The sequence below is a fragment of the Enterococcus casseliflavus NBRC 100478 genome, from assembly GCF_001544095.1.
GTDB classification, from domain to species: domain Bacteria; phylum Bacillota; class Bacilli; order Lactobacillales; family Enterococcaceae; genus Enterococcus_D; species Enterococcus_D casseliflavus.
Genome location: NZ_BCPT01000030.1, coordinates 1 through 25595 on the forward strand (window position 1 = coordinate 1; position 25595 = coordinate 25595).

The 25595-nt window shown below is 43.7% G+C and carries 26 protein-coding genes, 1 pseudogene and 1 other annotated feature; of the genes and pseudogenes, 7 read left to right on the forward strand and 20 right to left on the reverse strand.

The window, feature by feature from the left end:
* Positions 1–73 precede the first annotated feature (73 nt).
* The 9 genes from ECA1_RS16155 to ECA1_RS16195 form a co-directional block, all read right to left on the reverse strand.
* Complete coding sequence (locus tag ECA1_RS16155; protein WP_060793063.1) at positions 74–1501, reverse strand: 6-phospho-beta-glucosidase; 1428 nt, start codon at positions 1499–1501, stop codon at positions 74–76.
* A 16-nt stretch (positions 1502–1517) separates the two neighbouring features.
* Positions 1518–3389, reverse strand: a complete 1872-nt coding sequence (locus ECA1_RS16160; RefSeq protein ID WP_060793064.1) for a beta-glucoside-specific PTS transporter subunit IIABC — start codon at positions 3387–3389, stop codon at positions 1518–1520.
* A 116-nt stretch (positions 3390–3505) separates the two neighbouring features.
* Positions 3506–4342: a BglG family transcription antiterminator LicT gene (gene licT / locus ECA1_RS16165; RefSeq protein ID WP_010747835.1), complete on the reverse strand. Its 837-nt coding sequence runs from the start codon at positions 4340–4342 to the stop codon at positions 3506–3508.
* 227 nt (positions 4343–4569) lie between these two features.
* On the reverse strand, positions 4570–5616 hold the full coding sequence (locus ECA1_RS16170; protein ID WP_172462567.1) for a DUF2189 domain-containing protein: 1047 nt from the start codon (positions 5614–5616) through the stop codon (positions 4570–4572).
* A gap of 241 nt (positions 5617–5857) precedes the next feature.
* Entirely contained in the window at positions 5858–6673 is an 816-nt protein-coding gene (locus ECA1_RS16175; RefSeq protein ID WP_060793066.1) for a carbohydrate ABC transporter permease, read from the reverse strand.
* 21 nt (positions 6674–6694) lie between these two features.
* Positions 6695–7579, reverse strand: coding sequence for a carbohydrate ABC transporter permease (locus ECA1_RS16180; RefSeq protein WP_015509353.1), 885 nt, complete (start codon positions 7577–7579; stop codon positions 6695–6697).
* A gap of 30 nt (positions 7580–7609) precedes the next feature.
* A complete protein-coding gene (locus tag ECA1_RS16185) occupies positions 7610–8920 on the reverse strand; it encodes an ABC transporter substrate-binding protein (RefSeq protein ID WP_060793067.1) in 1311 nt (436 codons plus the stop codon).
* Between the two features lie 171 nt (positions 8921–9091).
* Entirely contained in the window at positions 9092–10204 is a 1113-nt protein-coding gene (locus tag ECA1_RS16190) for an NADH-dependent flavin oxidoreductase (RefSeq protein ID WP_060793068.1), read from the reverse strand.
* A 172-nt stretch (positions 10205–10376) separates the two neighbouring features.
* The gene (locus tag ECA1_RS16195; RefSeq protein WP_060793069.1) at positions 10377–10748 is read right to left on the reverse strand and encodes a MarR family winged helix-turn-helix transcriptional regulator; all 372 of its coding nucleotides are present in this window, start codon (positions 10746–10748) and stop codon (positions 10377–10379) included.
* A gap of 308 nt (positions 10749–11056) precedes the next feature.
* On the opposite strand from ECA1_RS16195, the gene ECA1_RS16200 reads away from it, so the two are divergent.
* On the forward strand, positions 11057–11713 hold the full coding sequence (locus ECA1_RS16200) for a hypothetical protein (RefSeq protein WP_060793078.1): 657 nt from the start codon (positions 11057–11059) through the stop codon (positions 11711–11713).
* A 43-nt stretch (positions 11714–11756) separates the two neighbouring features.
* Here ECA1_RS16200 and ECA1_RS16205 read toward each other — a convergent pair whose 3' ends face one another.
* From ECA1_RS16205 to ECA1_RS17680, 11 genes are all read right to left on the reverse strand, one after another.
* Positions 11757–13133 carry a TrkH family potassium uptake protein gene (locus ECA1_RS16205; RefSeq protein ID WP_034869953.1) on the reverse strand — a complete coding sequence of 459 codons (1377 nt, stop codon included), beginning with the start codon at positions 13131–13133 and terminating at the stop codon, positions 11757–11759.
* A 78-nt stretch (positions 13134–13211) separates the two neighbouring features.
* A complete protein-coding gene (locus ECA1_RS16210) occupies positions 13212–13841 on the reverse strand; it encodes a V-type ATP synthase subunit D (protein ID WP_010747829.1) in 630 nt (209 codons plus the stop codon).
* Positions 13822–15219 (reverse strand): V-type ATP synthase subunit B, encoded by a 1398-nt coding sequence (locus ECA1_RS16215; protein ID WP_010747828.1) that lies wholly within the window; start codon positions 15217–15219, stop codon positions 13822–13824. The genes ECA1_RS16210 and ECA1_RS16215 overlap by 20 nt, the downstream gene beginning before the upstream one ends.
* Complete coding sequence (locus ECA1_RS16220) at positions 15203–16990, reverse strand: V-type ATP synthase subunit A (protein ID WP_060793070.1); 1788 nt, start codon at positions 16988–16990, stop codon at positions 15203–15205. The genes ECA1_RS16215 and ECA1_RS16220 overlap by 17 nt, the downstream gene beginning before the upstream one ends.
* Before the next feature lie 15 nt (positions 16991–17005).
* Entirely contained in the window at positions 17006–17314 is a 309-nt protein-coding gene (locus tag ECA1_RS16225) for a V-type ATP synthase subunit F (RefSeq protein WP_005225570.1), read from the reverse strand.
* Complete coding sequence (locus ECA1_RS16230) at positions 17304–18290, reverse strand: V-type ATPase subunit (protein WP_060793071.1); 987 nt, start codon at positions 18288–18290, stop codon at positions 17304–17306. Before ECA1_RS16230 ends, ECA1_RS16225 begins: the two co-directional genes overlap by 11 nt.
* 3 nt (positions 18291–18293) lie before the next feature.
* Positions 18294–18878, reverse strand: coding sequence for a FliH/SctL family protein (locus ECA1_RS16235; RefSeq protein ID WP_060793072.1), 585 nt, complete (start codon positions 18876–18878; stop codon positions 18294–18296).
* 13 nt (positions 18879–18891) lie between these two features.
* The gene (locus ECA1_RS16240; protein WP_005225567.1) at positions 18892–19362 is read right to left on the reverse strand and encodes a V-type ATP synthase subunit K; all 471 of its coding nucleotides are present in this window, start codon (positions 19360–19362) and stop codon (positions 18892–18894) included.
* Positions 19359–21320: a V-type ATP synthase subunit I gene (locus ECA1_RS16245; RefSeq protein ID WP_060793073.1), complete on the reverse strand. Its 1962-nt coding sequence runs from the start codon at positions 21318–21320 to the stop codon at positions 19359–19361. The genes ECA1_RS16240 and ECA1_RS16245 overlap by 4 nt, the downstream gene beginning before the upstream one ends.
* The gene (locus ECA1_RS16250; protein WP_172462566.1) at positions 21298–21630 is read right to left on the reverse strand and encodes a V-type ATPase, subunit F family protein; all 333 of its coding nucleotides are present in this window, start codon (positions 21628–21630) and stop codon (positions 21298–21300) included. The genes ECA1_RS16245 and ECA1_RS16250 overlap by 23 nt, the downstream gene beginning before the upstream one ends.
* A 110-nt stretch (positions 21631–21740) precedes the next feature.
* Positions 21741–21794, reverse strand: a sequence feature (sodium ion sensor (DUF1646 type); this cis-regulatory element may regulate processes involved in with the transportation of sodium ions).
* A 329-nt stretch (positions 21795–22123) separates the two neighbouring features.
* Positions 22124–22270: a hypothetical protein gene (locus ECA1_RS17680; RefSeq protein WP_169793694.1), complete on the reverse strand. Its 147-nt coding sequence runs from the start codon at positions 22268–22270 to the stop codon at positions 22124–22126.
* A 195-nt stretch (positions 22271–22465) separates the two neighbouring features.
* On the opposite strand from ECA1_RS17680, the gene ECA1_RS16255 reads away from it, so the two are divergent.
* The 6 genes and pseudogenes from ECA1_RS16255 to ECA1_RS16280 form a co-directional block, all read left to right on the forward strand.
* A complete protein-coding gene (locus tag ECA1_RS16255; protein WP_005225563.1) occupies positions 22466–22678 on the forward strand; it encodes a hypothetical protein in 213 nt (70 codons plus the stop codon).
* 24 nt (positions 22679–22702) lie between these two features.
* Entirely contained in the window at positions 22703–23230 is a 528-nt protein-coding gene (locus ECA1_RS16260) for a GNAT family N-acetyltransferase (protein WP_060793075.1), read from the forward strand.
* 57 nt (positions 23231–23287) lie between these two features.
* A pseudogene (locus tag ECA1_RS16265) lies at positions 23288–23773 on the forward strand (tetratricopeptide repeat protein).
* A 226-nt stretch (positions 23774–23999) separates the two neighbouring features.
* Positions 24000–24371, forward strand: coding sequence for a hypothetical protein (locus ECA1_RS16270; protein WP_015509341.1), 372 nt, complete (start codon positions 24000–24002; stop codon positions 24369–24371).
* Between the two features lie 118 nt (positions 24372–24489).
* Positions 24490–25074, forward strand: coding sequence for a DEAD/DEAH box helicase family protein (locus tag ECA1_RS16275; protein ID WP_060793076.1), 585 nt, complete (start codon positions 24490–24492; stop codon positions 25072–25074).
* A gap of 103 nt (positions 25075–25177) precedes the next feature.
* The coding region (locus ECA1_RS16280; protein WP_060793077.1) for a VOC family protein at positions 25178–25595 on the forward strand (418 nt) is incomplete at its 3' end.

Consider the following 25595-nt stretch of genomic DNA (forward strand, 5'->3'; position numbering starts at 1 on the left):
AATAATAAAACAAGGGTATTCCGCTAGTTGAAAAAGCGGAACACCCTTGTTTATTTTTTATAAATGAACTGGCTTAAGCTAAATCTTCCCCATTTGAGGCAATCACTTTTTTGTACCAATAAAAGGATTGTTTTTTGCTGCGGGCTAATGTGCCATTGCCTTCATTGTCGCGATCGACATAGATATAGCCATAGCGTTTCTTCATTTCTCCGGTTCCTGCAGAAACCAAATCGATACAGCCCCATGAAGTATAGCCCAAAAGTTCCACACCGTCTTGGTCAATGGCTTCTTTCATCGCAGCGATGTGCGCACGTAAATACTCGATGCGATACACATCATTGATTTTTCCATCTTCGTTTGGTGTATCCACCGCTCCTAGACCATTTTCGACGATGAAAAGCGGTTTTTGGTAACGATCATAAAGATCATTCATCGTGATCCGCAAACCAAGCGGATCAATCTGCCAGCCCCATTCCGACGCTTCTAAATACGGATTTTTAATGGTCGGGAACAAGTTGCCTTCCGTTTTCTCAACACCGGAATCTTCCGAAGCAGCGACCCGAGAGGCATAGTAAGAAAAGGAAATAAAATCGACGGTATGGGCTTTTAATAAAGCCGTATCTTCGGCGGTTTGCTCCAAAGTGATTCCTTTTTCCGCTAGCATCTTCAAACCATAATTTGGATATTCTCCTCGCGATTGCACATCGATAAAGAAATAGTTGCCGCGATCGCTTTTTTTGCTTTCCCAGACATCTTTCGGATTGCAGCTGTAAGGATAATAACTAGCCGCTGCCAGCATACAGCCTACTTTGTTTTCTGGATCGATCTCGTGGGCGATTTTTGTTGCCAACGCACTAGCGACTAACTCATGATGAGCAGCTTGGTATTTAATTTGTTCTTCATTTTCGCCCTCAGCAAAGGTCAGCCCTGCACCGAGAAACGGGGCATGCAAGATCATATTGATTTCATTAAAGGTCAGCCAGTACTTCACCAATCCTTTGTAGCGAGTGAAGATCGCCCGACAAAGGTTTTCGTAAAAGGTGATCATCTTACGGTTGCGCCAACCGCCATATTCTTTGATCAGATGGATCGGACAGTCAAAATGCGTGATCGTCACCAAGGGTTCGATTTGGTATTTGCGGCACTCCAAAAACAGTTCTTCATAAAAGCGCAAGCCTTCTTCATTAGGGATTTCTTCGTCGCCCTTCGGAAAAATTCTTGACCAAGCAATCGATAAACGATAGGTTTTAAAGCCCATCTCCGCAAACAAAGCGATATCTTCTTTGAAATGATGGTACATATCGATCGCTTCTTTTGCTGGATAAAAATACCCTTCTTCAAAGGCAAGCATCTCACGCTTGCCGGTAATGACTGCTCGTCGCTCCTTGCCAGTCGGAATCACATCGACATTGGCAAGTCCACGCCCCCCTTGATCAAACCCGCCTTCACATTGATTGGCGGCTGTTGCGCCGCCCCATAAAAAGTTTTCTGGAAATCCCATGTCTTATTCTCCTTTTTTAGCCGATCACTTTGATGATTTGATCGCCAAACGTAATCGGACCACTGTTTGCCGTCAAAATGTCGCCCACTTCTGCACTGTTGGTGATAACGATCGGCGTGATCACTGGATAACCTTTTTCTTTGATAAACTCGATATCAAATGTAATCAAAGGATCGCCAACTGTCACTTTTTGTCCTTTTTCTACTTGATAGGCATAGCCTTCGCCATTCAATTGCACTGTATCGATCCCCACGTGAATCAGCAGCTCAATGCCTTCCCCACTGGTCAATCCAATGGCATGTTTGGAATCAAAGACTGCTGTGACAGTCCCGTTGACTGGTGCTAGCACTTCTCCAACGGTTGGCTCGATCGCTACCCCTTGTCCAAGAATTTCTTCTGAAAACATGCCGTCATTGACTGCTTGTAGGCTTTTCAGTTCCCCTTTTAAAGGTGCTTTGATCTCCGCGCCGCTGATTTGATGGGTTGGTTCTTGCTCTTTGTCTGTTGGTGTTGCTTCAGGTGCTTCTTCTGTAACAGGGTCTTTGTATAAGAATAATGTCGCAATAAATGTGACCACGATACTGATTGCCGCACCAATGCAGGCATTGGTCAAATGACGTAAGGTGTCATCGCCGATATAGCTTGGCAAAGTCAATAGGCCCGGTGAACCGCCTGAGAAATTGCGGACACGCATGATTCCCATAAACAGACCCCCAAATCCGCCACCGATCATTGCTGCATACAAAGGTGTTTTAAACCGTAAGTTGACCCCATACAACGCTGGTTCAGTGATGCCGAATAGACCTGTCAGACCTGCAGAAAATGCCAATTGTTTGATTGTAGAATCTTTTGATTTGAAACCAACGCCGATAGCTGCAGCTCCCTGACTGACGTTTGAAGCCAGCATGCCAGGATAGATCACTGTATCATAACCTGTGGTCATTCGGTTGTTGATACCGATAGGAACCAATCCATAGTGGGTACCCGTTGCCACGAACAATGGGGTGAAGGCACCGATCAATAACGGAACGATCCATGGGCTGACCGTTTCTAAGGCTTGGATCCCTGCGGAAATCGCTTCACTGATCATATAGCCTAGGGGACCTAAAGCAACTAATGCTACCGTCCCTACGATGAAGATCGTCAGCAACGGTTTGCTAAAGAATTTGATTGCTTTTGGTGAGACCTTATCAGCAATCGGTTCAACGTAAGACATGAACCAGACACTTAAGATGATGGGGATCACAGATGATGAATAGGTCACTGGTGAAATCGGCAAACCGAACAAATGGATGCCGCCACCTGACTCATTGACTGCTGTCACCATACCGATGAAGTTGGGATGCAGTAAAATCCCCCCCACCATCATCGCCAGATACATGTTGGCTTTGAACTTTTGCGCAGAAGAAGCAGCCAGTAGAATCGGTAAGAAGTAGAACGCAGCATCTGCCATAAAGTTTAGGATTTGGTAACTTTGACTTTCTGCCGTCAAGACATTGAAGACCACCAGCAACGAAAGGACCGCTTTTAACATCCCAGCTGCCGTGATGGCTGGCAAGATCGGGGTGAAGATCCCAGTGATCGTATCGATAATTTTCGCTACACGTCCCCGATCGTCTTCTTCTGTTTCTTGATCACTAGTCAAATTGGTTTGGGCAGAGATTTCGTTGTAGACATTGCCAACATCACTGCCGATGATCACTTGGTACTGTCCGCCTTTGTTGACCACACCCATGATGCCTGGTGTATGTTTTAAGGTACTTTCTTGTGGTTTGCTGTCATCTTTCAAGTTGAAGCGCAAGCGGGTCGCACAATGGGTCAAGCTTTGGATATTTTCTTCCCCACCAACATTGGTGATGATCGTTTTTGCTAACTCTTTGTAATTCATGTCGTTCCTCCTATTTTGGTCCTTCGTTTGCTTTTCGTGTGTCAAAACATAAAAAAATACCTAAACGAACCCCTTGGGAGTTCATTTAGGTATAGCCTGCCAATCCAGTAACAATCCTAAGCACTTGTTATTCGTTTGATGTGTATAGTTAAATAGATCAATTCGTCTTCTTCTAACGGTCTACCGAACTCTTTGTTGATGTAGTCGCTGATTTTCAGCGCACACGCATATTCCTTCATATAGCGGTCTTTCAACATAAAAATAAAACTGCCGGTTCCTGCATCATCGAGCTTTGTTCCGCTGAATAAGCGCTGGACAAAAAATTTCAAATGGGTCACAAAGCGTTCGTAGTTCAATGAATACTCATCAAGCTCCATTGAAAAATGATATTTAACGATGTTTAGGATATGCTGAATGATCTTCGCCATTTCCGATACTTGACTGACCTGCGCCATATCCAACTCCGCATTAACGATGTGCAATGCAATGAAGCCGGCTTCATCTTCTGGCAGCTCGATCGCCAAGCGATTTTTGATAATCGATAACGCTTCTTTGCCAATGAGGTATTCATGGTTATAAAACCGCTTGATTTCCCATAGCAAGGCATTTTTGATTTCCATGCCATTTTGATAGCGCTCGATAGCATAATTGATATGATCGGTCAGCGTCAGAAACAATTTTTCGCTCAATTTTTTCCCAAGGGAAACTTTTGCAAAACTGATGATCTCATTCGCTGCTTGAATATGTTCGATAGGGATAGAAGAAAGTAATTGGGTTAGTTTTGTGACATTCCACTCTTGTGTACTGAGATAGACTTTTTCAATCTTGGTATCGTCGATCACATCGCCTGGCTTTTTCTTAAAGCCTAAGCCTTTGCCCATGACGACCAATTCTTGTTTTTCCTCATTCTCAGAAATCACAATGTTGTTATTGATCACTTTTGTTACGTTCATTTTAACGACCCTATTCTTCTTTAGATTTCTTCACACAAAAAAATAGGTATAGCCCGCCTAAAGCGGTAACAATCCTCAGAGCCAGTGTAGCATGAGAAAAATCACTCGTCAATGGGGATTTTTAACCGCTTGTTTAAAAGCAGAAAACAGCGCTGCTGCCATTTGAGTCTTTGGCAGAACGCTGTTCACTGGTTTATGGCTCACTAACTCTCTTTGTGAGAGATGAATTAGATACGATTTTCGTGGTCAGCAGTTTTGACTAAGTTTGCACCCACCAACCCACCGATTGACGTAAGAACGAGTCCTAAGACCATTGCCACAAAGCCCCAAATGGACGCTTTGGCTGTTGCATCACTTGCTTCTTCCGCTTTTTGACGAGCGTCTTCCACTGCTTGGTCAATGTCTTGTTTGGCTTGTTCAAGGTTTTGTTGCGCATTTTCGATTTGTTTTTGCGCTTCATCAGAAGCATCTTGTAAGCCGTTCACGATATTGTTCGTTGCTTCTTCTGCTTCTTGTTGGCTTAGATCTGTGTTTTGAGCCACTGCATTTGAGATTGCTTCTTTATCGACTGAATCACCGATCGTTGTAGCACGATCTTGTAATTTGCTTGCTAAATCATCAATGATTTTATCAGCATCATTTGGATTGGTTGCAATGTCTTTGCCAGCATCTTTGATATCATTTGTCGCGTCAGACAATTGGTTTTGCAAGTAGTCTGGTTGCAATTCAGGAACATCGGTATCTTGTAAAACATCATTGACGTTGGCTTGTAATTCATCTGTATTGACGTCTTCCATGTTTCCTGTTATTTCATCGAAGGCTTTTGAAGCGACATCGCCAGCACCAGAGGCCACTGTTTCAACACCACTACCGACAGCAGAAGCAACGTTTCCTAAAAGTGACCCGACTACAGAAAAAGCACCGATCGTTAAGTAAGAAAGCATAACCATCATCACGATCATACTTGTTGCCCATGTTAAGAAACCATGAACCAATCCGACACGTCGAGCCGCCACACCAGAAACAAAACCAGCACCGAATAATGCCAAGACGAAGGTAATCACTGTCCAAATCAATAATCCTGTCCCAACACCATCTAATGGGTTATTAGAGGTTGGTTCCACCATACCAAAACCGATTGCTGAGCCAATCATTGACAGTGTCATGAACAATGCGATAAATGTTACGACCCCTGCAAAGATAGACCCCCAAGACAAATTATAGCCTGCCTCCCGCTCATCTGAACCTAAATAATTTCTAAATCCTCTTTTCATCATTACATCCCCTTTTTGTTTTTTTAACCTGAATTAAGTCTAACAACTGATTGTTTTTTTATCAATCAACTCGACTTGCGCTATCTTTTTGTAAGAAAAATGAATGATTCTGAATTGTTTGACTATTTATTAAAATAATGCCTCTCAAGGCAATTGTTTTTTATCTGGGGAAAGCTATTTCATCCCCTACGTCAAGCCTTCCCCAACCTTATGGAAAAGTAGCCAAGCTGGTTATTGATACTTACAGTTTCAAAGAACCGGTCATGCCTTTCACAAAGCCTTTTTGCATAAACAAAAACAATACCAACGTTGGGATCGTTGCAATCACGATCGCCAGCATTTGAACGCCATAATTTGGTACGTAACTGGCTGACGATAAATTGGAAATCAGCAATGTCATGGTTTGACGACTTTCCGTTTGCAAAAAGACCAAGGGTAGCAAATAACTGTTCCATGCGTTCATAAAGGCGTAGATGGCAGCGACAGCATATGTCGAGCGCATCATAGGAAAAACGATTCGGAAAAATATCGTGTACTCTGTTGCCCCCTCGATGCGACTCGCATCTAAAATACCGTCAGGGAAAGACTTGAAGTTCTGGCGAAAAAAGAAAATCAGAAACAGGTTATTGACCAATGGCAAAATGACCGCCACGTGCTGATTGACTAGCTGCATTCCTGCCATCATCTTAAACAAAGGGATCACCAAAGTTGCCAGCGGCACCATCATACATAACAGAAAAAACGCATAAATCCCTTCACTCGCCCGCGTTCGAAACTTCTCAAATCCAAAGGCAGCCAAAGAAGTGACCAGTAGACTGACGAGGACGGTGATCAATGAAACCTTGATGGAATTCCACATGATCAATGGGATGTCGTAATTGCTGAACAGCACCTGAAAATTGCTTGCTAGCTGATTCCCAAAAGTCAGCTTCCCTTCGGCAACTTGATTAGCGGTATTGGTAGAGCCCACCATCATCCAGTAAAACGGAAAAATCGAAAAAAACGAGATGATCAGTAAAAAACCATATTTTATGCATCCACTTAAAGTAACTTTCATAGCTGCTCCTTTCTATCGCTTTTATTGATTCGTTTTCGCGAGTTTCAACTGGATCACAGATAAAAGAGCAATGATGATCACTAAGACCCACGACAGCGTAGCCGAATACCCAAAATTTGACGTATAGACAAAGGAGTGGTTATAGATCAGTTGGGCGACAGTCAACGTCTCATTGGATGGGCCACCACCTGTTAGATTCACCACTTCATCAAAGAGTTGGATCGTCCCAATGGTGGAGGTGATGGTTGTGAAAACGATCACCGGCTTCAGCTGCGGGATCACTACGAAAAAGAACTTTTGAAACCCATTCGCCCCATCGATCGCAGCAGCTTCTAAAGTGTCATCCGAGATATTTTGCAATCCTGCCAAATAAAAAATCATGTTATAGCCTGTCCAACGCCAGCACAGGGCAATAATAACGGTCAGTTTTGCTAGAAGTGGATTATTTAGCCAATCTAGCGGTTGCGTGATCAAGCCAATGTTCAGCAGCCCTTGATTAACGATCCCGCCAATTTGAAACATCATTTTAAATAAAACTGCATAGGAAACCAGCGAGGTGACACAGGGTAGAAACAACGCCAATTTAAAGAAGGAGCGTCCTACAAGCTTCGGCGTGTTCAAAACAAACGCTAGCAGAAGACCCAATAACACCATGATTGGTACTTGAAAGATCAGAAAGATAAAATTATTAAGTAAAGCTTTTTGAAAAATCGTATCCTGCAGCATGCGCAGGTAATTGCCGAAGCCAACAAAAACCGATTGCAGTCCCTGCATACGATGCAGGGAAAGGTATAAGGAATAAACGATGGGATACAGCAAAAAGACACTACTGAATACTAAAGAAAGGCCAATAAATCCCCAGACTTGTTGGTTTTTGGGGCGCTTTTTTCTGATCGTATTTTGCATATTCATCACTCCTTAAGCAACACAAGTCGGCTATTCGCCGACTTGCATCTTGTAGGTGTTTTCTGCTTCCGTCAACATATCATCTAAGGACATGGCACCATCAAAATAGCTTTGCATTCCCCCGCGCAAGGCATCCACTGCCGCTTGAGTATTTACCCCGTAATCAACGGCGGGGATGTCCGCCATCCAACTGGAAAAATCTTTATAGATTGAGGCGTCATTAAAGAAAGGATCTTCATATTGATAAGCTTCTCCTTCTTGTGAGGGTAGGTAAGTCCCCACTGCCCCATTTTCTACTAAAATCTCTTGATAGAATTCATCATTCCCAGCAAATTCTTGTTTAAGAAAATCAATGGCCAACGCTTTATTTGGTGAGTCATTGAGCACCAACCAGCTAGAACCACCCAAGTTCGAGTAAGGTGTCGCTCCAGACACTGTCTCTAATTGAGGAAGATTCGTATAGCCCCATTTTCCTTTTTGATCTTCTGCGGAGCGGATCGTCGCTGAAAACCAGATGGCTGAATTGACTGCTGCCACTTCTCCACTCGTCACTGCACCGATCCCTTCTGGCGCAAAATAATCTACTAGTTTTGCCAACTCTTTTTCTTCGATCGTCTTCAGGATCGGCAGCATTTCACGAATAGCAGGATTGTCTTTCAAGAATATGTTTCCGTCTTCATCAAAATACCATAATCCGGCTGACTGCATCGCCATCTGGATATAATGAGTGCCGCGATTTGGAATAAACGCGACGAACCATTTCCCCGTTTTTTCTTTGACTGTCTCACCAATCTCCACAAATTTGGACCAGGTTAGATTGGTAAGTTCACTTTCATCAATCCCCGCTTCACTTAAATAATCTTTGCGGTAGTAGAGTCCAGCAGAACCTGAATCAAAAGGAACCGCATAAACGCCTTCTTGATAGGTCGCATTCGTTACTTTGTAAGGAGCAAATTGGTCAAAGTCAATGTCTTCCGATAATTCTGCAAATTTCCCTTCGTAGTTCAGCAAATAGTTCTGCACATCATAGTCATCCATCAAAACGATGTCTGGCAAACCTTCGGAGACCCCTGAAGTAAAGGATGAAACCATTTTTTGCTTGGTATCCTCGTTGGACATCTCGACGACATTAAGGTCGATTGCGTCATTGTCCGCATTGTAATATTCCCCGGCTTTTTCCATAATTGGAATATTAAAATTTGTGTCCCAAGCCCAAACAGTTAGCGTATTCTCATCTGTACTGGCAAAATCTTGTGAATCTGCTGTTTCTTGATTTCCTCCACAACCAGCGAACAACAACCCTGTGACAATTACTAGCAAGAACAAGCTACTTTTTTTCATTTTTCTCCCTCCAATATGATTCTCTCCTCATCCCCCGATAGCACAAAAATAAAGTAAGCGCTTACCATTACACCAATTATAAAGAATGATGGTCATAATTGAAAATAATTGGATCGTTCCTCTCGTTTTACCAAAAAACCACCTTCGCCCAAGGCAAAGGTGGTTGTCTGCTTATTTTTCTTCATTTAGGCGATCTGGCATCATGTTTTCCATAAAACCCCAAACGCCGTTTTGTAATACGAGTTCCTCACGTTCGTAAGTAGAAACCGTGGTGCGGATCAATTCATCTTGACCGTCTAAGACTTTTTGTCCCCAATGAGGATCGATCAACAATGCCCGGCCCACTGCTACAAAGTCTGCATGTTCTAGCAAGCCCGCGGCATCTTTCGATGTTCGGACATCCCCTACACCAATCAAAGGAACTCGCTGAGCGATTTTTTCATAGACATATGCCAACATCGATTTTGCTTGGTACGCTTTTGAAATCGATTTGCGGGTATAATCCGCAAGGGAGATGTGCAGATAGTCTAATCCTTTTTCTGCCAGTTGGTCCACTAAGAACAACGTATCTTCAAAGCGAATCCCTGGTTCTTCGAATTCTTCCGGTGAAAAACGATAACCGACGATAAACTCCTTCTCACCTGATTGGTCCACTGTTTCCAATACTTCATCGACGAGCTTCTCAATAAAACGATAACGGTTCTCTAGTGAGCCACCCCATTCATCGGACCGACGATTTGAGTGCGGAGAAAAGAATTGTTGGATCAAATACGTATTGGCTCCGTGGAGTTCTACGCCATCAAACCCCGCCTTGATCGCCCGTTCGGTAGCTTTTTTAAAGTTTTCAATAATCATTAAAATCTCATCTACTGTGACTTCTCGGGGAACTTGGGCATTTGGACGTTCGGCAGCAACTGCGCTAGCAGAAATCGGTTGTGTTCCTCGTAGGACCGAGTCATCCGTCATTCGACCGGCATGAAAAATCTGTAAAATAGCTTTGGTCCCATTGGTTTTGATGGTGCTGGCTAATTTACTTAATCCAGGTAAAAAGGCATCGTCGTAAGCGCCTAATTCCCCTTCCCAGCCCTTGCCATCTTCTTGGACATTGGCTGCCGCTGTGATGACTGCTCCGACTTCCCCAGAGCGTAAGCCATAGTAAGCCAACTCATCTTTCGTAATCACCCCATCAAAGAAGGACATCTTGGTCGTCATTGGTGCCATAATGATTCGATTTTTCAGCTGCAATCCGCGCTTAAATGTTGCTTTGTCTGTTACATTTCGCATGGGTTTACCACCTTTTCCATTGGATTCATTTCGCTTTGTAGATCTGACTGGCTTAGTTGCCCAAGGAGATCCTTAAAGCAAATCGGTGCATCTTTTTTCCCTTTATTAAAATATACATGCACATGCATCTATATTACAAAAGAATCAAGGAGAAAACAAGTGAAAAACATCGTTAGTCCAGCATTTCCTCCAAGACTTTTTCAAAAACGACTTTTGAACGCTGCAGTTTCTTTTCCCCTGATTGGGTCAAATCAATATAGATCCCCCGCTTATCATCTTGACAAGAATGCCGTTCGATCACACCGCAAAGCTTGTCTTCCATGCGCATGATCATACGTGACATCGCACTTTGACTCAGATCAAAATGGGCGATCAAATCATTGAGGCGCATGCTATGACTGGGGGTCTTTTCTAAGTAATAAAGCACGTAATACTCATTCAAAGACAGATTGCTTTCTGCTTTGAGGGTTTGCTCCAAACGAGCTTCGATCGCTTGATGCTGATTCGTAAAGGCTAACCATTGCCCCATCCGTTCTTTTTCCATCCTCTTCACCACCCATTCTTCTATACCAAGGTATTTTAATCTAGATCCCTGCGTTACGCAAGTCGCCAGAAAAGGCTAACACTTTATTATACAAAATTTGCCAGCTACTGCGGGCGTTCATGAATGTTTTATGATAGAATTGACGAAAAATTCAGCAAAATCTTCCTATTCTTTTTCAGTGTTCTGGACTACAATATCTTTAACACCAAAGAATATTTAAACACTATATCAACATAATTGTGCATTTTCACACAATAATTTGTTTTTTTTAGATGTTTTAGTATTCGAAGGAAAGGATGAAACAAACGATGAAAAAAACAATTTCTTTGATTGGGACACTGACGCTGGTCAGTGTGGGGCTTTTGACAGGCTGTGACAACAAAAAAGATACCGCGCAATCAACCAGCGAGCTAAGTCAGAGTCTTGTCTCTACTGAAAGCAAGCAAAGCACGACGATGCAAACGACTGAAAGCAGCTCCTTAGCGTCAACCTCTACTTCAGAAACTTCAACCACAAGCCAGCAATCGACGGACCACTCTGACGCAACGCAAACGACAGCAAGCTCAGTATCCAATGAGTTTCCATATGCGGTTGATCTTTCACAATATGGCCCTTCACTGACTTTTTATTTCCATGGCGTCAATGTACCAGATGCTGTCACGATTCAAAATACGAGCCCATTGATCATTTCGATCGACGACAGCGCAAGCTATGAAGCACAAGTCGATACGATCGCAACAAAGGAGATTCGCATCTTTTCAGCAAATGACAATGGGATTCGCACCGTAAAAGTGAACACTCAGTTGACCTTTGCAAAAGGGATCACTTCCAATGGAAATCCTGATTTTAGCCACAACCTGTACCTATTTACAAATAAGGAGGGTGGTCTATCTTTGATCACGCCGAACTATGCGGGAAATGTCAGCGATGACCAACGAGATGTGATGTTAGAAGTACTTCAATAAACGAAAAAAAGGGAAACGAAGCGTGCTTCGTTTCCCTTTTTCGTTACCCGATCATCACGGTTTCATCAGGATATTTGTAGCCAGCTTCTTGTTTGTTGGCTTTTTTCATCAATGAAAAAGCAACGGTCATGATGCCGACTCGACCAATGAACATCAAAAAAATGATCAAAAGTTTGCCAAAAACCGACAAGTAAGGCGTCAACCCCATGGTCAACCCCACCGTTCCAAAAGCGGAAAAAACTTCAAAGGCAATGGTTGGCAACCCAAAGTTTGGGGTTTGCGGCATACTCTCAGTGATCGACAATAAGAAAATCGCTACGAAGCATAACGTCAAGGTAAGGAAGAACAACGTAAAGGCACGCGATACAGCAGATTCTTTGATCGTGCGACCAAAAACTTCCGCTCGACTGCGCCCTTTCAATAAGCTGCGGATCTTGATGATCAAGACCGCAAATGTCGTTGTCTTCAATCCCCCGGCAGTTGATCCAGAGGTGCCGCCGATATACATTAAAATCATCGTCAGCATCAAGCCTGCTTGACTCATTTGTCCGTAATCAATACTGAAAAACCCAGCGGTTCTTGGGGTGACCGCTAAGAAGAGGTATTGGAAAAAACGTTCGATGACCGAATCACCCGTGATCAACTGTGAATTGGCTTCGGTCAAAAAGAACCCTGCCGTTCCAAAAACCACCAAAACGATCATAGCGATCCATGCCAAGCGGCTATGCAAGGACCGTTTTTTGGACGCCGTATGCAGGAGATCGAACCAAACGAGAAATCCCAGACCGCCTGCGATGATCAAGAAACTGATGACCCCCAGCACAAATGGGTCGTTTTGAAACCCTACCATGCTGTTGCCGAACAAATCAAACCCAGCATTACAAAAGGCCGAGATCGCATGAAAAACACTGTACCAAAGGCCTTGCTCCCAACCAAAACGGGGCACGAATGCAAAAGCCAGCAAGATGATCCCACTGACTTGGATCAAAAAGGCGATCCGAATCAGGTACCATGCCAAATGGATCTCTCCAGACATTCGGTCCAGATTCAATGATTCCCGCAAAATCATCCGAGTACTAAGATGGACTCTTTTTCTCGCCAAGATGTAAAAGAAGACGGGAATCGACATGAAGCCGATCCCACCGATCTCAATCAGCATCAGCAAGATCCCTTGGCCCCACAGGTTGTAATGATCAGCTACGGTCAAGGTCGAAAGACCCGTCACGCAAACAGCCGATGTGGCAGTAAACAGCGCATCTAAAAAGTTGGTGCCTTCACCACTTTGGGTGACAGCCGGCAGCATCAGCAAGCCAGTTCCTGCCAATATAAGCAAAACGAAGACCAGAGTGACGATCTGCGGAATCAAAAAGCGTTGCGATGCCAGCTTTTTTTTCAAACGATTTCTTTTTTTCATTTTCATTTCCTTTGACCTTTTGCAAAAACCAATGTCTTAGTAATCCAAGTTTATTGCATTTGTTTTTTCTCTTATCATACCATTTTATTTTGATTTATTCTTCACTTTGATCATTCTTGTTACGTTTGCTCGTTCATTTTCTTCCAGCCGCATTTTGATTCCATAAATGGCTTCTTCCAGCTCGGGAATCGTCAAATATTCTAGGGCATTGACGCGTCGGCGCGTCCGTTCGATTTCCCCTGCCATCAATTGACAGGTCTTTTCGATTTCCGTTAGCTCCAACAGCTTCGGCATGACGTCGGTAAAACGGGCGACAGCATTATCTAACGGAACATTGGAATTCAAAAAGCCGTACTCGATCGGCGCTTGCATCACCGTATCGTCGTAATCAAAATGCATCACTGGCACTTCCACACTCATGATATTTTTCGTGGATAATTCAAGGGAGACCTCAGTTGCTGGTAAAATAAACATTTCTTCAATGTATTTTTCATTGATTGTGGCATTGGCTAAGCGAAATGCCTTCATGGCACGCTGCAATTGTTCTTCGACTTCTTTACGCAAGCGGTCATTCTTTTTGATCAACTCAATAAATTGACGCATGAGTTCGTCTTGTTTGTCTTTTAATAATTTGTGTCCGCGTTTGGCTGTCGCCAATTGTTTGCTGAGGCGCGACAGCTCCATGCGGGTTGGATTAACGGTTTTTTGCGCCATTGTTCTCCTCTCCCGGTAAGTATTCCGCCAGTAGGGCATCGCTGATCCGCTTCAGCTCGACTTTTGGCAGCATCGCCAATAATTCCCAGCCTAATTCCAAGGTTTCGATAATCGAACGGTTGGTGCGATACCCTTGGTTCAAGTATTCATTTTCGAAGCGTTCCGCAAATTTGGCATAGGTTTTATCTACTTCCGACAATGCCGATTCTCCTAAAACGACTGCCAATTCCTTGGCTTGCTTTCCTTGAGCATAGGCAGAAAACAACTGGTTCATTGTTGCGGCATGGTCTTTACGGGTTTTTCCTTCACCGGTCCCTTTATCTTTTAACCGTGACAATGACGGCAAGACATCGATGGGCGGCTGGATGCCGTTTTTATACAAATCACGAGACAAGATGATTTGTCCTTCGGTGATATAGCCTGTCAAATCGGGAATCGGATGGGTTTTGTCATCTTCTGGCATGGTCAAAATCGGTAGCTGGGTCACTGAACCTTTCAAGCCGCGAATCCGTCCCGCACGTTCATATAACGTGGATAGATTGGTATAAAGATACCCAGGATAACCCCGACGTCCTGGCACTTCACGACGAGCAGAGGAGATCTCCCGCAAAGCTTCACAGTAGTTGGTCATATCCGTCATGATCACCAAGACATGCATGCCCTTTTCATAAGCCAAGTATTCGGCTGCCGTCAGTGCCATTCGGGGAGTAGCGATCCGCTCGATCGCTGGGTCATTGGCTAGATTCATAAAGACGACAGAATGGTCGATGGCGCCAGTTTGACGAAAATCTTCCATGAAATATTCTGCTTCTTCAAAGGTGATCCCGATGCCAGCAAACACAACAGCGAAATCGTCTTCCGAGTTCAACACTTGTGCTTGACGCGCAATTTGCGAAGCCAATTCTTTATGAGGCAGACCAGAACCAGAAAAAATCGGCAGCTTTTGTCCCCGAACGAGCGTATTCAAGTGGTCGATCGATGAGATCCCCGTTTGAATAAACTCATCAGGATAATCCCGCGCTGCTGGATTGATCACTTCGCCGTTGATGTCCATAAATTTTTCTGGGACGATCTCTACTCCGCCATCTTTGACCCGACCTAAACCGTCAAAAACTCGCCCGATCATTTGCTCGGAAACGCCTAATTCCAAAGGATGTCCTAAGAAACGCACCGCAGATTCCCGCAAATTGATCCCGCCGGTTCCTTCAAAAATTTGGACCAACGCTTTGTCTTCTTGGATCTCCAGTACTTGTCCTTGCCGCGTTTCGCCGTTTTGCATGCGGACTTCGATCAACTCTTCGTATTTGACACCGGAGACGCGATCGACGGCCATCAATGGTCCGACGACTTCTCCAATCGTTTTATATTCCTTGATCATCGGTGCGGTCTCCTTTCTGTAAAATTTCTTTCATCGTTGCTTTGATTTCTTGATGCAAAGTAGGAATTTTTGCTAATTCCGTTTCAGGCAAGTACTTCATACGTGCCACTTTGTCTCGCAATTCTTCGGTTCCTGCATAGATTTCTGAAAGATACGCACCTAGTGTCAACGCATCTTCCGCTTCTTTGTGGAGCAGCAAGATCGTTTCCAGCATTTTGAACTGCTTTTCACGAGAGGTAAACGTATCGACGTCGTCAAAAGCGTTTTGCTGCAAGAAATCTTCTCTCAATGATTTGGTGGTTTCCAGCAATAACTGATCTTTTTCGGACAAAGCGTCGATGCCGACAAGTCGAACGATCTCTGACAACTCAGATTCTTTTTGCAGCATCCGCATGGCTTCTGTTACTTGTTTGGACCAATCCACTTGCATTTGTTGGTCCAAAAAGGCACCCAATTCGTTTTCGTATAAAGAATAGCTCTTCAACCAATCGATCGATGGAAAATGACGCTTTTGCGCTAAGGTGGCATCTAAGCCCCAAAAGACTTTTACGACCCGCAACGTATTTTGGGTAACTGGTTCTGAAATATCGCCGCCTGATGGTGAAACGGCGCTGATGGCAGTGATACTGCCTTCTTGATCAGAACCTAAGCAAATCGCTTTTCCAGAACGCTCATAATACTCTGCCAAGCGGCTGCCTAAGTATGCTGGATACCCTTCATCCCCAGGCATTTCTTCCAGACGACCAGACATTTCTCGCAGTGCTTCTGCCCAACGTGAGGTGGAATCCGCCATGATCGCCACTGAATACCCCATGTCTCGGAAGTATTCCGCAATCGTGATCCCAGTATAAATCGACGCTTCCCGAGCGGCTACCGGCATATTGGAGGTGTTAGCGATCAACACGGTTCTCGCCATTAAAGATTCACCACTACGAGGGTCGATCAACTCTGGAAACTCGTTCATTACATCGGTCATTTCATTGCCGCGTTCGCCGCAGCCGACATAGACGACCAAATCGACATCCGCCCATTTGGCGATTTGGTGCTGAACGACAGTTTTCCCTGCACCAAAAGGTCCTGGAACAGCTGACGCCCCGCCTTTAGCGATTGGAAAAAAGGTGTCGATCACTCGCTGGCCAGTAATCATTGGTTCGACTGGATTCAGTTTTTGCTTTACTGGACGGCTATGACGAACGGGCCATTTTTGCAGCATCGTGAAAGACCGTTCTCCTTTGGGTGTATCTAAAACATAAATCGTTTCATCGATGGTAAATTCCCCCGCATAAACAGCCTTGACTGTTCCTGAAACGCCATGAGGAACCATGATCTTGTGATTGATCAACGGTGTTTCTTGCACGGTGCCGATGACCATCCCGGTACTGACTACTTCGCCGACTTCGACTGTCGGTACAAAGGGCCACTTTTTCTCATGATCCAACGCAGGCAATTGCACCCCACGCGTCAAGAAGTTGCTTTGGGTGACAGACATGAAGGTTTCTAAGGGACGTTGGATGCCATCAAACATTTGTGACATGATCCCAGGCGCCAATTCGACGGATAGCGGTTCACCGGTGGTTTCGACTGGTTCACCAGGTCCGATCCCAGACGTTTCTTCATAGACTTGGATCGAAGCGACGTCGCCGCGCATTTCGATGATCTCACCGACCACGCCTAAATCTCCTACATAACAGATATCTTCTAAACTTGCATGGCCCATATTTTTGGCTAAAACCAATGGACCAGATACTTTAATAATTGTTCCTTTTTCCACAACATCGGCTCCTCTCTATAGTATGTTTTGTCCAACTGCTTTTTCGACATTTTCTTGAATCATTCGCTTGCCGATTCCTCGGGAACCATCATAATCAGGAATCAAGATGACTGCAGGTGTCATTTTTTGTTGGACTTTTGCTAATTCATCGGGAATCAGCTCGGCACATTTTTCAGTCAGGTAGATGATCGTACTGTTCTTCATTAATTTTGCCAGCGCCTGCTTCACTTCTTTTTCTTCCGAGGCATAACAGACCTGAAAGCCAAATAGTTGAAAAGGAATGACGGATTCTTTCTCGCCGATTACGCCGATTTTATGAGTCATAGTGCCGCATCCTTTCTCTGAGTTGTTCTTCCGTAAAGCCACTGCGTTTGCCTACTAGCAAGATACGCAGATTTTGCAGTTCCAAAACCTTAGCATTCAAAAATGCGAGTAAAGGCAGTGGTCCTAAAGCATCTGTTTGGGCTTGGCCATAGCTTTCTGTGATCAAATTGTCTTGCAAAAGTGCCAAGCCAGCAAAGTCGATCACCTGTTCATGAATCAAAGGCCGCAACACTTCCTGATAATCACTTTCTAATAAGAAGGCTAAAAAGTCACTATAGGACGCATCCGCAAATGCTAAAAATTCTTCTTTCGGGATACTGCCGACACTCACTAAGACTGCCTCCATAAAACTACGCGATCGTTTTTGAAGTACACAACGAGCGGCAATCGTTATATTGGTCAGATCGATCATCTTGATGACAGCTTCTTGTAGCTCAGGGATCTTGATTTCATCTGCCAGTCGCCGTTGTTCATGTAAATACCGGCGATCGTAAATGATATCGATACCTTGCAGTACGGCGCCACCTTCTAAGTACTCCCGCACTTCTTGGATCGTAGTCACGATTTTCTCAGGCAATACCTCTGAGGTTCCCGTTTTGATGGCGGTCCGACACTCATCGATCGTGTAAAAACCATCTTCGATCAGTAGATGATCATAATCTTTTCCAGTGACTGACTCTTTGGTCAAGACTTTTAGATTATGGAAAGTAAAAGGCATCATATACAGTCGGAGGATCTCTTGATCAGGAACCAGCTCGGCCAATTCTTTGATCGTCTTTAACAATTCTTCATCGAGATAGGTTTCGAATCGTTCATGAAAATCTGGCTTCAAATAGCGTTGATAATGGGTCTGCTGCAAGACAGCTTCGACTTCAGCAAACCCTTTTGCCGCAATCATTTGTTCGACTTCTTGCGGCTTTAGCAACGTCATCTCTTTCAGCCGAATGATTGGATTCAATTGATGGTAGTTCCTCATGGATCAACCTCCTTGTTGTATGATCTGCAACCACCGTTCCCGGGTTTCTTTCTTGTATTCATCAAGCAAAACCTGATAGGTAAAATTGTATTGAATGCCGTTGTCATCCACCAAAAAGCCTGCTTCTGTCAATGGTGCGCCTGCTTTGATTTGATACGGTAGTTTTGATTGACAAGCCGTAAGCCAAGCGGCATCTAGATGGGCTACTTGCTCAGGACCAGCGTGGAAGGTCACCGTCCCGCTGATCGGCAGCTGTTGCAGCACATTTTCAGCAAATGACTGCAGCTCTTCTGGCGTCCAGGCAACCATTTGTTGATACGCTTGCTCAAAAAGTTGTGTCAGGTATTCGTTTTGTTTCACCATTTGCTGCTGCTTAGCGGCACTTGCTTGGCGATTTTGCGCTTGATGATAATTTTTTTCGGCTTGCTTTTTTGCTTGCTGGGCACGAAGCTGCAAGTCCGACTCTTTTTTCGCCCAGTCACGTGCCATCGTTTCACTGATCCTAGCACGTTCAGCGGCAGCCAAACGTTCCCGTTTTGTCTGCGCTTCTTGGTCTAGTTCAGCAATCATTTTGTCGATTGCATCCATACCTTCGCCCCCTTTAAATCGTTCCTAAAAGTAAGAAAGAAATAACAAAGCCTAAGATGGCATACATCTCAACCATTACTGAGAACATAACCCCTTTAAAGAAATGCTCTGGTTTCTTCGCTAAAATTTGAATCCCAGCTGCAGCGACCTTCCCTTGGGCCATTCCTGAGAACAAGCCAGTAAAGGCAACTGGCAGTGATGCCATCAAGTACGCCATACCAGTCACTGTCGACATTTCACCACTTAAGCTACCATAGATCATAAACGCAATAACGAATCCGTATAGTCCTTGCGTTCCGGGAAGCAATTGTAAAATCAAGGCTTGTCCAAACTTCTCCGGCTGATTCGTCGTTAAGGCTGCCGCTGCTTCACCAGTTTGGCCCACCCCTTTGGCTGAACCGATCCCAGAAAAGATCGTAGCGATCCCCATTCCTATAATTGCAAACACCATACCACCATTATTATTAATTAAGTAATCAATCATTTATTGTCTCCTCCATTTTCTTTATCAAAATCAACGTATTTCTCACTTGGCTTAAAGGTTTCAAATTGGCGCCCCCCACCAGTGAAAAATTTTCCGAAAAACTCTACATATTGTAAACGAGCGGCATGCACATACGCACTCAGTAACGATAAAAAGATGTTTAAAGCTTGTAGGACAACCAATAAGAGAATGCCCACAGAAAAACGAGCGGCTGGCGGCAAATAGCCCACCAATAAGTTGAAGGCTGCTGCGATACTCCCACCAGAGATCCCTAATGCCATCAAGCGGCTATAGCTGACAAAGTCGCCGATGTAACTGGTCACACCGTATAAGTCATACAAGCCTAAAAAGAAGCCGCCCACTTTGGTTTTCCCTTTCAGAATCGGTACCACGATGATCAATAAGGCACTAAAGCCTGCTAAAATCAAGCCGACGGTTGTTAGTGCTGGGACATCGATCAAAAGATTGCCTGCGGCTGCCACTAAAAGACCACTCAAAAGTCCTAGCCACGCAAAGCCTTCGTTGACTGCACCTAAAAGATCCTTTTTGCGGATATTTTCTTTGGCTGCTAAATAAAGGCCTGTAAACAGTTGGATGCCACCAAAAATCATGGATAGACCAAAGATCGCCATAAAATCTTCGGAGGGCGATAAAAGTTGGAAGGGCAATGTAGCACCAAAGAAGGAGCCGTAGATTGCGCCCCAAATCATAGTTGGCACAGACAAAATCTGGAACAATTTCAGAAACCGTTTGGTCCCTTTGGGCAAACGCAAAGCGTGTAGCCCAATCGTGGTCGCGACAGCCATTAATGCACCATAACCTAAGTCAGCCACCATCATACCAAAGAAAACATAGTAAAAAGGCGTCATCCATGGGGTTGGATCGATCTCATCGTATTTTGGCAAGCTGTACATTTCCGTCAACATTTCAAAGGGTTGAATAAACGAGGCATTTTTTAGCTTCGTTGGCACTTGATTGGCAGCGATCTCCTCTGCAGTGGGTTCTTCAAATGAATAGTAAATCTCGTTGGCAAAGGATTCTTGGACCATTTCCGCCACTAACGGCTGATCCTTTTCTGCGATCCAGCCGCGCAAGAGGGCAAAGGTCTGACCAGCTGCTAAGCGCTGTTGCATCATTGCCCGATTCTCACGAGTCAAAAACAGTTCTTCCGCTTGCTGCAGCAGGATCAGCCGTTGTTTGTGCTGACTGATTTCTGTAATCAGTTCTTTGCGCTGCTGCGTCAAGGAAGTCAAGGCTTGTTTCGCATTTTGCAAAACTACTTTTGGTGATTCGGATGTCAGGCCAGTTTCTTTCTTCACCCCATATCGGTGAAACAATTGGAACACTTGCTCTTCGATCGCTGTTAAAAACAGGCAGCTGAAATTGACTTTTTTGGGTTCAGAATAGATTACTTCGATATGAACCTCTTCCAATTGACGCAAGGCTTCAGCTAGATCTTCCCAGCGTGGGCCTTCGACACTCCCAGCAAAAAAACTTGTATGTGCAGGCGCTTCGATCTCCAAGGGTACGTCAAGATTTTGCCATTGTGTCGCCCATTCTTCCGTCTGAGTCGCTGCTTCGATCGCTTCGATCGTCTCTACCCAGCGCTCCTGCAAATTCTCGACTTCAACCAGCTCCGTTAATGCTGCTGCTTCATCGAAGCTTGTTTCAAAGTCCGACAGCCGCAAGGCATCTCGTTGCCATTCCGTGCCTTTTTTCGCATCACCATTTTGACGAATAAAGCGGATCGCTTCTTGCAGTCGACGAATCATTGGTTGATGAGAAGCACCTTCTGGGGTGGCTCCTGCAAAAAATTCCCGCAGCCAAGTTTCGTTGGCTTCCTGCTCAAATACGTTCTCGATTTCAACAAACTGCATCGTCTGCAGCTTCGTCAATAACCTTTCTTGGTAGTGCTTCGGGGTGATCAACGTTAGTTTATTTAGTTTGGTTACTGCCATAAGTCCCGATCACTCCTTCAACGATCTGTTGAACCGCTTGCTCTTGGAAGCTTTGCATATTTTTTTGGTAACGATCTAACACTTGCTGGTTCTCTTTTGCCAGCTGCTGCTTTTGTGCTGCTAGTGACTGTTGCAACTGCTCTTCGATTGTTGCTTGTTCTTGAGCAAGCGCCTCTTCCAAAGCGGCTGATCGCTCTTGCAATACTTGTTGCTGCTGCGCTTCTTCCGACTGCAATTCTTTTTTCAAAGCGCGCAATTGCTGTTCATTGGCTTCTTCTGCTTCTCGTAAACGAGTCAAAGCTTCTCTCATCGATTCCCCTCCTATAATGATTTGTATTCTCAACTGAAAAATAAACAAAAAAAGCATACCTCACGAAGAAGTATGCTGATATGAAAAAAGGCCAGCATTCCTCCAAGAATGTTTGCCTCACCCCTTGGCAAACCTGATCCTTGAAGCATAAAAAATGCTCAACCTTTGTCTATTTTATTTTTCAATTCCTGAACTATTATAGCAAAAAACGGCGTTCTATTCAAGTGAAATCATCTTTTGTGAGAAAAAACCGTTTTTCACCTATTACTGATTCACTTGCTACCTGCCCAACTTTCCACCTAACATTTGCCAGGGATCGGATTGTTCTTACTAAATTGAAATCGGTCAAAATCAATTTAAGACTTAGAATGGTATGAATGAAGAACGTTGAGATTTTTTGAAAATGCTAGACATCATTTGATTGGTACCCAAAAGGAGATAACAGTTCCAACAACCCATTCGATCCCTGACAAATCTTAAGTGAGAAGTTCGCTTATTTCGCTTCTCTTTTTATCGGTGGCAGCGGTTGTCCCTTTTCTTCACAAATGAAATAACCGCCACGATAAAGGCATGTGTAAATTTTACCCGGTTCCATTGTTAAAGGAAGCCCATTTTTTAAATACATCGGTTTTCTTTCCATTGCGCTCACCTTGTCTTTCGTGGGAAAATCAGTCAAAATAAAAAACAACAGCTATTTCTAATCTTATTTTCAGATTACCAAAAAACAAATCAATTTTCTAGTTTTTAATCAAAATATCGCAAATCTATCTATCATTTTATAAAAAGATGGATATTTAACAAAGTGTGTGTAAAGAATGAACAGGAGGAAAAAAGGATGTCAGATGAACGTTGGTTTCAAATTAGAAGAAAGCGAAACATCGAATTGGTTCTTTGTTTGCTCGTCGTCCTGCCGATGGTCTATGGCTTATGGTTTCAGCTCGCTTTTTTGATCCACTACATGTCGTTTTTGTTTCTGGTGGCAGTCTTCACTGCAATCTACGAAGGAATTCGTTGGATCTGGGCTTTTATTAGAAAAAAACGAGCGTGAAAAAGCTTGGCTCTGCTATAATAAATGAAACGAGCAGAGAGGAGTGCTTCTATGAAACGAATCATTATGGCTTGTGACTTACAACATGCCCCCAAAGCTTTACAAGAATCCGCCCTTTCTTTTGAGCCGTTTCTCCCGAATTCTCGAAGTGTCGCAGAACTTTTTTATTCCGCCTATCATGAAACGACAGATGACGAAGGGGAATCGCTTGCTGACTGGCAAAGAGAGCTGAGAGAGACCGCTGACGGAAAATACGGTCCCTTGATTCCAGAGCTTTCTTTTCAGTTACAAAAGGATGATCATCCTATCGGTGCCGTAGTAACCAGCACGTTTCAAGAGCTTCCCCTGCTATTATTTGTTGTTATGGGCGCAGCCTTTAAAGGCAACGGCTTATCCAAGTTGCTGATGAAGGAAGTGATTCAACGAGCAAAAGCCATGGGGCTCACTCGCCTTTATCTGGTAGTGACGGTTGAAAACCAGCCAGCCTACAAGCTGTATGAAGCATGCGGTTTTTCTTTTGCGGGTGAAAGCTGGGCAGATCTTTCCCCTTAGCTATGCTTACAAGTTATCTAAGTCATTTTCTACTATTTGAAAAGGAGCTTCGAACCAATGAATGAACGACTAGCTGCTGCGATCCAACTGCGGGCTGAAAAAAAGCTGCAACAATCAAATGAACAATTGATTCAATTAGCTGCCGAAAATCCCTAAGATGCCTTTGTGCAGTATCAAACGGCTTGGAGCTATGATCTTTTAGGGGAAGAACAACAGGCAATTCCTTACTATGAACAAGCAATCGCGTTAGGTTTATCAGAAAAAGACTTGCCAGATGCCTACCTAGGTCTAGGCAGCACCTATCGTGCCCTCGGCAATTATCAAAAAGCCGAAGAAGTGTTTTTAGAAGCGATGAAGCAGTATCCAAAAAATCATGCTTTGCAAACCTTCTATGCCATGACACTGTTTAATCTCGCCGAGTATGAGCAAGCCACTAAACGATTATTGACCCTGCTTGCCGAAACCTCTAACGATCTAGACATCCAGTCTTACCGACAGGCACTTTTGTTTTATGCGGATAAACTCAATGAGACATGGGCATAAATTTCCCCTATGAAGCAGCTCCTCCGCTCCCTTTTCTCGTAAAAGGGAGTCTTTCTTTTGGATATCTCGCAATCATCCTTTGCTACCAACGACTATCCTTTGAACCTTTTCCTCCAAGCAATGCTACCTATCATTATCGAATTTTCCGATAAAAAAACAGTTGACGGCTCTCAATAAATCTGTTAGTTTATCTATGTTTTTTTAATAACAGATTGGAGGAATGACTATGCCCTTTATTGTCTATTTTTTCCTATCCTTATTGATCATTTATATTCCGACACCAACCCTTTTGCTGTTTTTTCAAAAACTCGCCTCGCAGCATGACAATCTGACGGCTTTCAGCAAACTTTTTCTATTATTGATGATCTTGCTGGATTATTACTTAAGCTATTATTGGTTAAAAAACTGCAAAGTCAAAAAAGCGCACTACCTTTATTTAGTCTTTGTCAATGTCTTCGAATGGCTGATCCACTTCTATCTTTATTCACGATTTGAAACGATCAATCTACTAGTCATTTTGTTGTTCCAGACTGTGCTTTTGTGCTGCATGGTTTTCTTCCCTCTGTCGGAGAAGTTCCGCTCATTCCTTTTTACCTAAAAAAGAGCATCTTTGGTTTCCACATATGAAAAATTCCAGCTTCTCAATCATTTCTTTCTAAGAACCAATTTACACGATAGCTCACCTTTGTTACGATTGATAAAAAGGATGTGTTGTGATGTCATTGATCGTCTTGATTGGCGCACAAGCCGCAGGGAAAATGACTGTGGGCAAAGAACTGGAAAAACGATTGGATGCAAAGCTTTTATTCAATCACCAGACCATTGATCTTTTTGCGAACTTTCTTGGCTATAGTCCCGCAGCATTCGCTTTGTCTAATCAAACACGGATCGAACTCTTCAAAGCCTTTGTTCAAAATGAAGCCAATAATACGACAAAATCAATCATTTTTACGGTCTTGATTGATTTCGATCAAGCGGGAGATTTAGCTTTTTTACAAGAGATCGCCCAACTATTTACCGATGCCCAGCAAAAGGTCTATTTTATCGAATTAGTGGCTGATATTGAGGAACGCTTAAAACGCAATTGCCATGAGGACCGTTTAGCCGCAAAGCCGTCAAAAAGAGCGCTGGATTTTTCTAGAAACGAGCTTTTGTCTTCGTTCGAAAACTATCGCTTAGAAAGCCTGCCACAGGAATTAACTACCCTTTTTCCAACGATTCCTTCGCTGAAAATCAACAATACCCACTTATCACCTGATGAAGTGAGTCAAACAATTATTGCCCATTTTTCCTTGACTTAAGTCTAAAAGAAACGCCATTTTCAAGCTTTGCTTCAATACGAAATTGTCTATTGACTTTGACGCCGCGTCAAGCGGTATCCTCTAATTAAGAGGAGGTGTCAAAATGAAAGTATATGTTATGCCAATGTTTTATCAATTGAAGACAAAAGATATTGAACAATCATCAAAATGGTTTGCAGAAATCTTGGGTTTCCAGTCATTGTATCAGTTTCGCAATCAAGAAAATCAAGTGACGATGGACCATCTGCGTCTTGCTGACTACCAAGATTTGATGCTGATTGCCGCAGACTCGTTCACTGTTGGCGATGGGGCAATTTTGAATGTAGCGATGATTGATCTTCGGAATATCGCTCAAAAAATTCCCGAAAAGTGGATCGTGGAACCTTTGATGGAAAAGCCGTGGAATGCCCTTGAAATGACCATCAAAGACCCCAACGGTTATTTGTTTACCCTAACAGAGGCGATAAGAAAAAACGAATCAGACTTTCAAACCTTGATGGACCAAACCAAGGATTACTTAC

Excerpts from the sequence above, each read along its gene's own strand:
- ECA1_RS16180 (WP_015509353.1), bottom strand. The coding sequence starts at position 7,579 with ATGCAAAATACGATCAGAAAAAAGCGCCCCAAAAACCAACAAGTCTGG.
- ECA1_RS16230 (WP_060793071.1), bottom strand. The coding sequence starts at position 18,290 with ATGAGGAACTACCATCAATTGAATCCAATCATTCGGCTGAAAGAGATG.
- ECA1_RS16245 (WP_060793073.1), bottom strand. The coding sequence starts at position 21,320 with ATGGCAGTAACCAAACTAAATAAACTAACGTTGATCACCCCGAAGCAC.
- ECA1_RS17680 (WP_169793694.1), bottom strand. The coding sequence starts at position 22,270 with ATGGAAAGAAAACCGATGTATTTAAAAAATGGGCTTCCTTTAACAATG.
- ECA1_RS16225 (WP_005225570.1), bottom strand. The coding sequence starts at position 17,314 with ATGACTCATAAAATCGGCGTAATCGGCGAGAAAGAATCCGTCATTCCT.
- ECA1_RS16270 (WP_015509341.1), top strand. The coding sequence starts at position 24,000 with ATGCCCTTTATTGTCTATTTTTTCCTATCCTTATTGATCATTTATATT.
- ECA1_RS16275 (WP_060793076.1), top strand. The coding sequence starts at position 24,490 with ATGTCATTGATCGTCTTGATTGGCGCACAAGCCGCAGGGAAAATGACT.
- ECA1_RS16240 (WP_005225567.1), bottom strand. The coding sequence starts at position 19,362 with ATGATTGATTACTTAATTAATAATAATGGTGGTATGGTGTTTGCAATT.
- ECA1_RS16215 (WP_010747828.1), bottom strand. The coding sequence starts at position 15,219 with ATGATCAAGGAATATAAAACGATTGGAGAAGTCGTCGGACCATTGATG.
- ECA1_RS16195 (WP_060793069.1), bottom strand. The coding sequence starts at position 10,748 with ATGGAAAAAGAACGGATGGGGCAATGGTTAGCCTTTACGAATCAGCAT.
- ECA1_RS16155 (WP_060793063.1), bottom strand. The coding sequence starts at position 1,501 with ATGGGATTTCCAGAAAACTTTTTATGGGGCGGCGCAACAGCCGCCAAT.
- ECA1_RS16200 (WP_060793078.1), top strand. The coding sequence starts at position 11,057 with ATGAAAAAAACAATTTCTTTGATTGGGACACTGACGCTGGTCAGTGTG.
- ECA1_RS16235 (WP_060793072.1), bottom strand. The coding sequence starts at position 18,878 with ATGGATGCAATCGACAAAATGATTGCTGAACTAGACCAAGAAGCGCAG.
- ECA1_RS16255 (WP_005225563.1), top strand. The coding sequence starts at position 22,466 with ATGTCAGATGAACGTTGGTTTCAAATTAGAAGAAAGCGAAACATCGAA.
- ECA1_RS16160 (WP_060793064.1), bottom strand. The coding sequence starts at position 3,389 with ATGAATTACAAAGAGTTAGCAAAAACGATCATCACCAATGTTGGTGGG.
- ECA1_RS16170 (WP_172462567.1), bottom strand. The coding sequence starts at position 5,616 with ATGAAAAGAGGATTTAGAAATTATTTAGGTTCAGATGAGCGGGAGGCA.
- ECA1_RS16210 (WP_010747829.1), bottom strand. The coding sequence starts at position 13,841 with ATGGCGCAAAAAACCGTTAATCCAACCCGCATGGAGCTGTCGCGCCTC.
- ECA1_RS16175 (WP_060793066.1), bottom strand. The coding sequence starts at position 6,673 with ATGAAAGTTACTTTAAGTGGATGCATAAAATATGGTTTTTTACTGATC.
- ECA1_RS16205 (WP_034869953.1), bottom strand. The coding sequence starts at position 13,133 with ATGAAAATGAAAAAAAGAAATCGTTTGAAAAAAAAGCTGGCATCGCAA.
- ECA1_RS16260 (WP_060793075.1), top strand. The coding sequence starts at position 22,703 with ATGAAACGAGCAGAGAGGAGTGCTTCTATGAAACGAATCATTATGGCT.
- ECA1_RS16185 (WP_060793067.1), bottom strand. The coding sequence starts at position 8,920 with ATGAAAAAAAGTAGCTTGTTCTTGCTAGTAATTGTCACAGGGTTGTTG.
- ECA1_RS16190 (WP_060793068.1), bottom strand. The coding sequence starts at position 10,204 with ATGCGAAATGTAACAGACAAAGCAACATTTAAGCGCGGATTGCAGCTG.
- ECA1_RS16250 (WP_172462566.1), bottom strand. The coding sequence starts at position 21,630 with ATGAGAGAAGCTTTGACTCGTTTACGAGAAGCAGAAGAAGCCAATGAA.
- licT (WP_010747835.1), bottom strand. The coding sequence starts at position 4,342 with ATGAACGTAACAAAAGTGATCAATAACAACATTGTGATTTCTGAGAAT.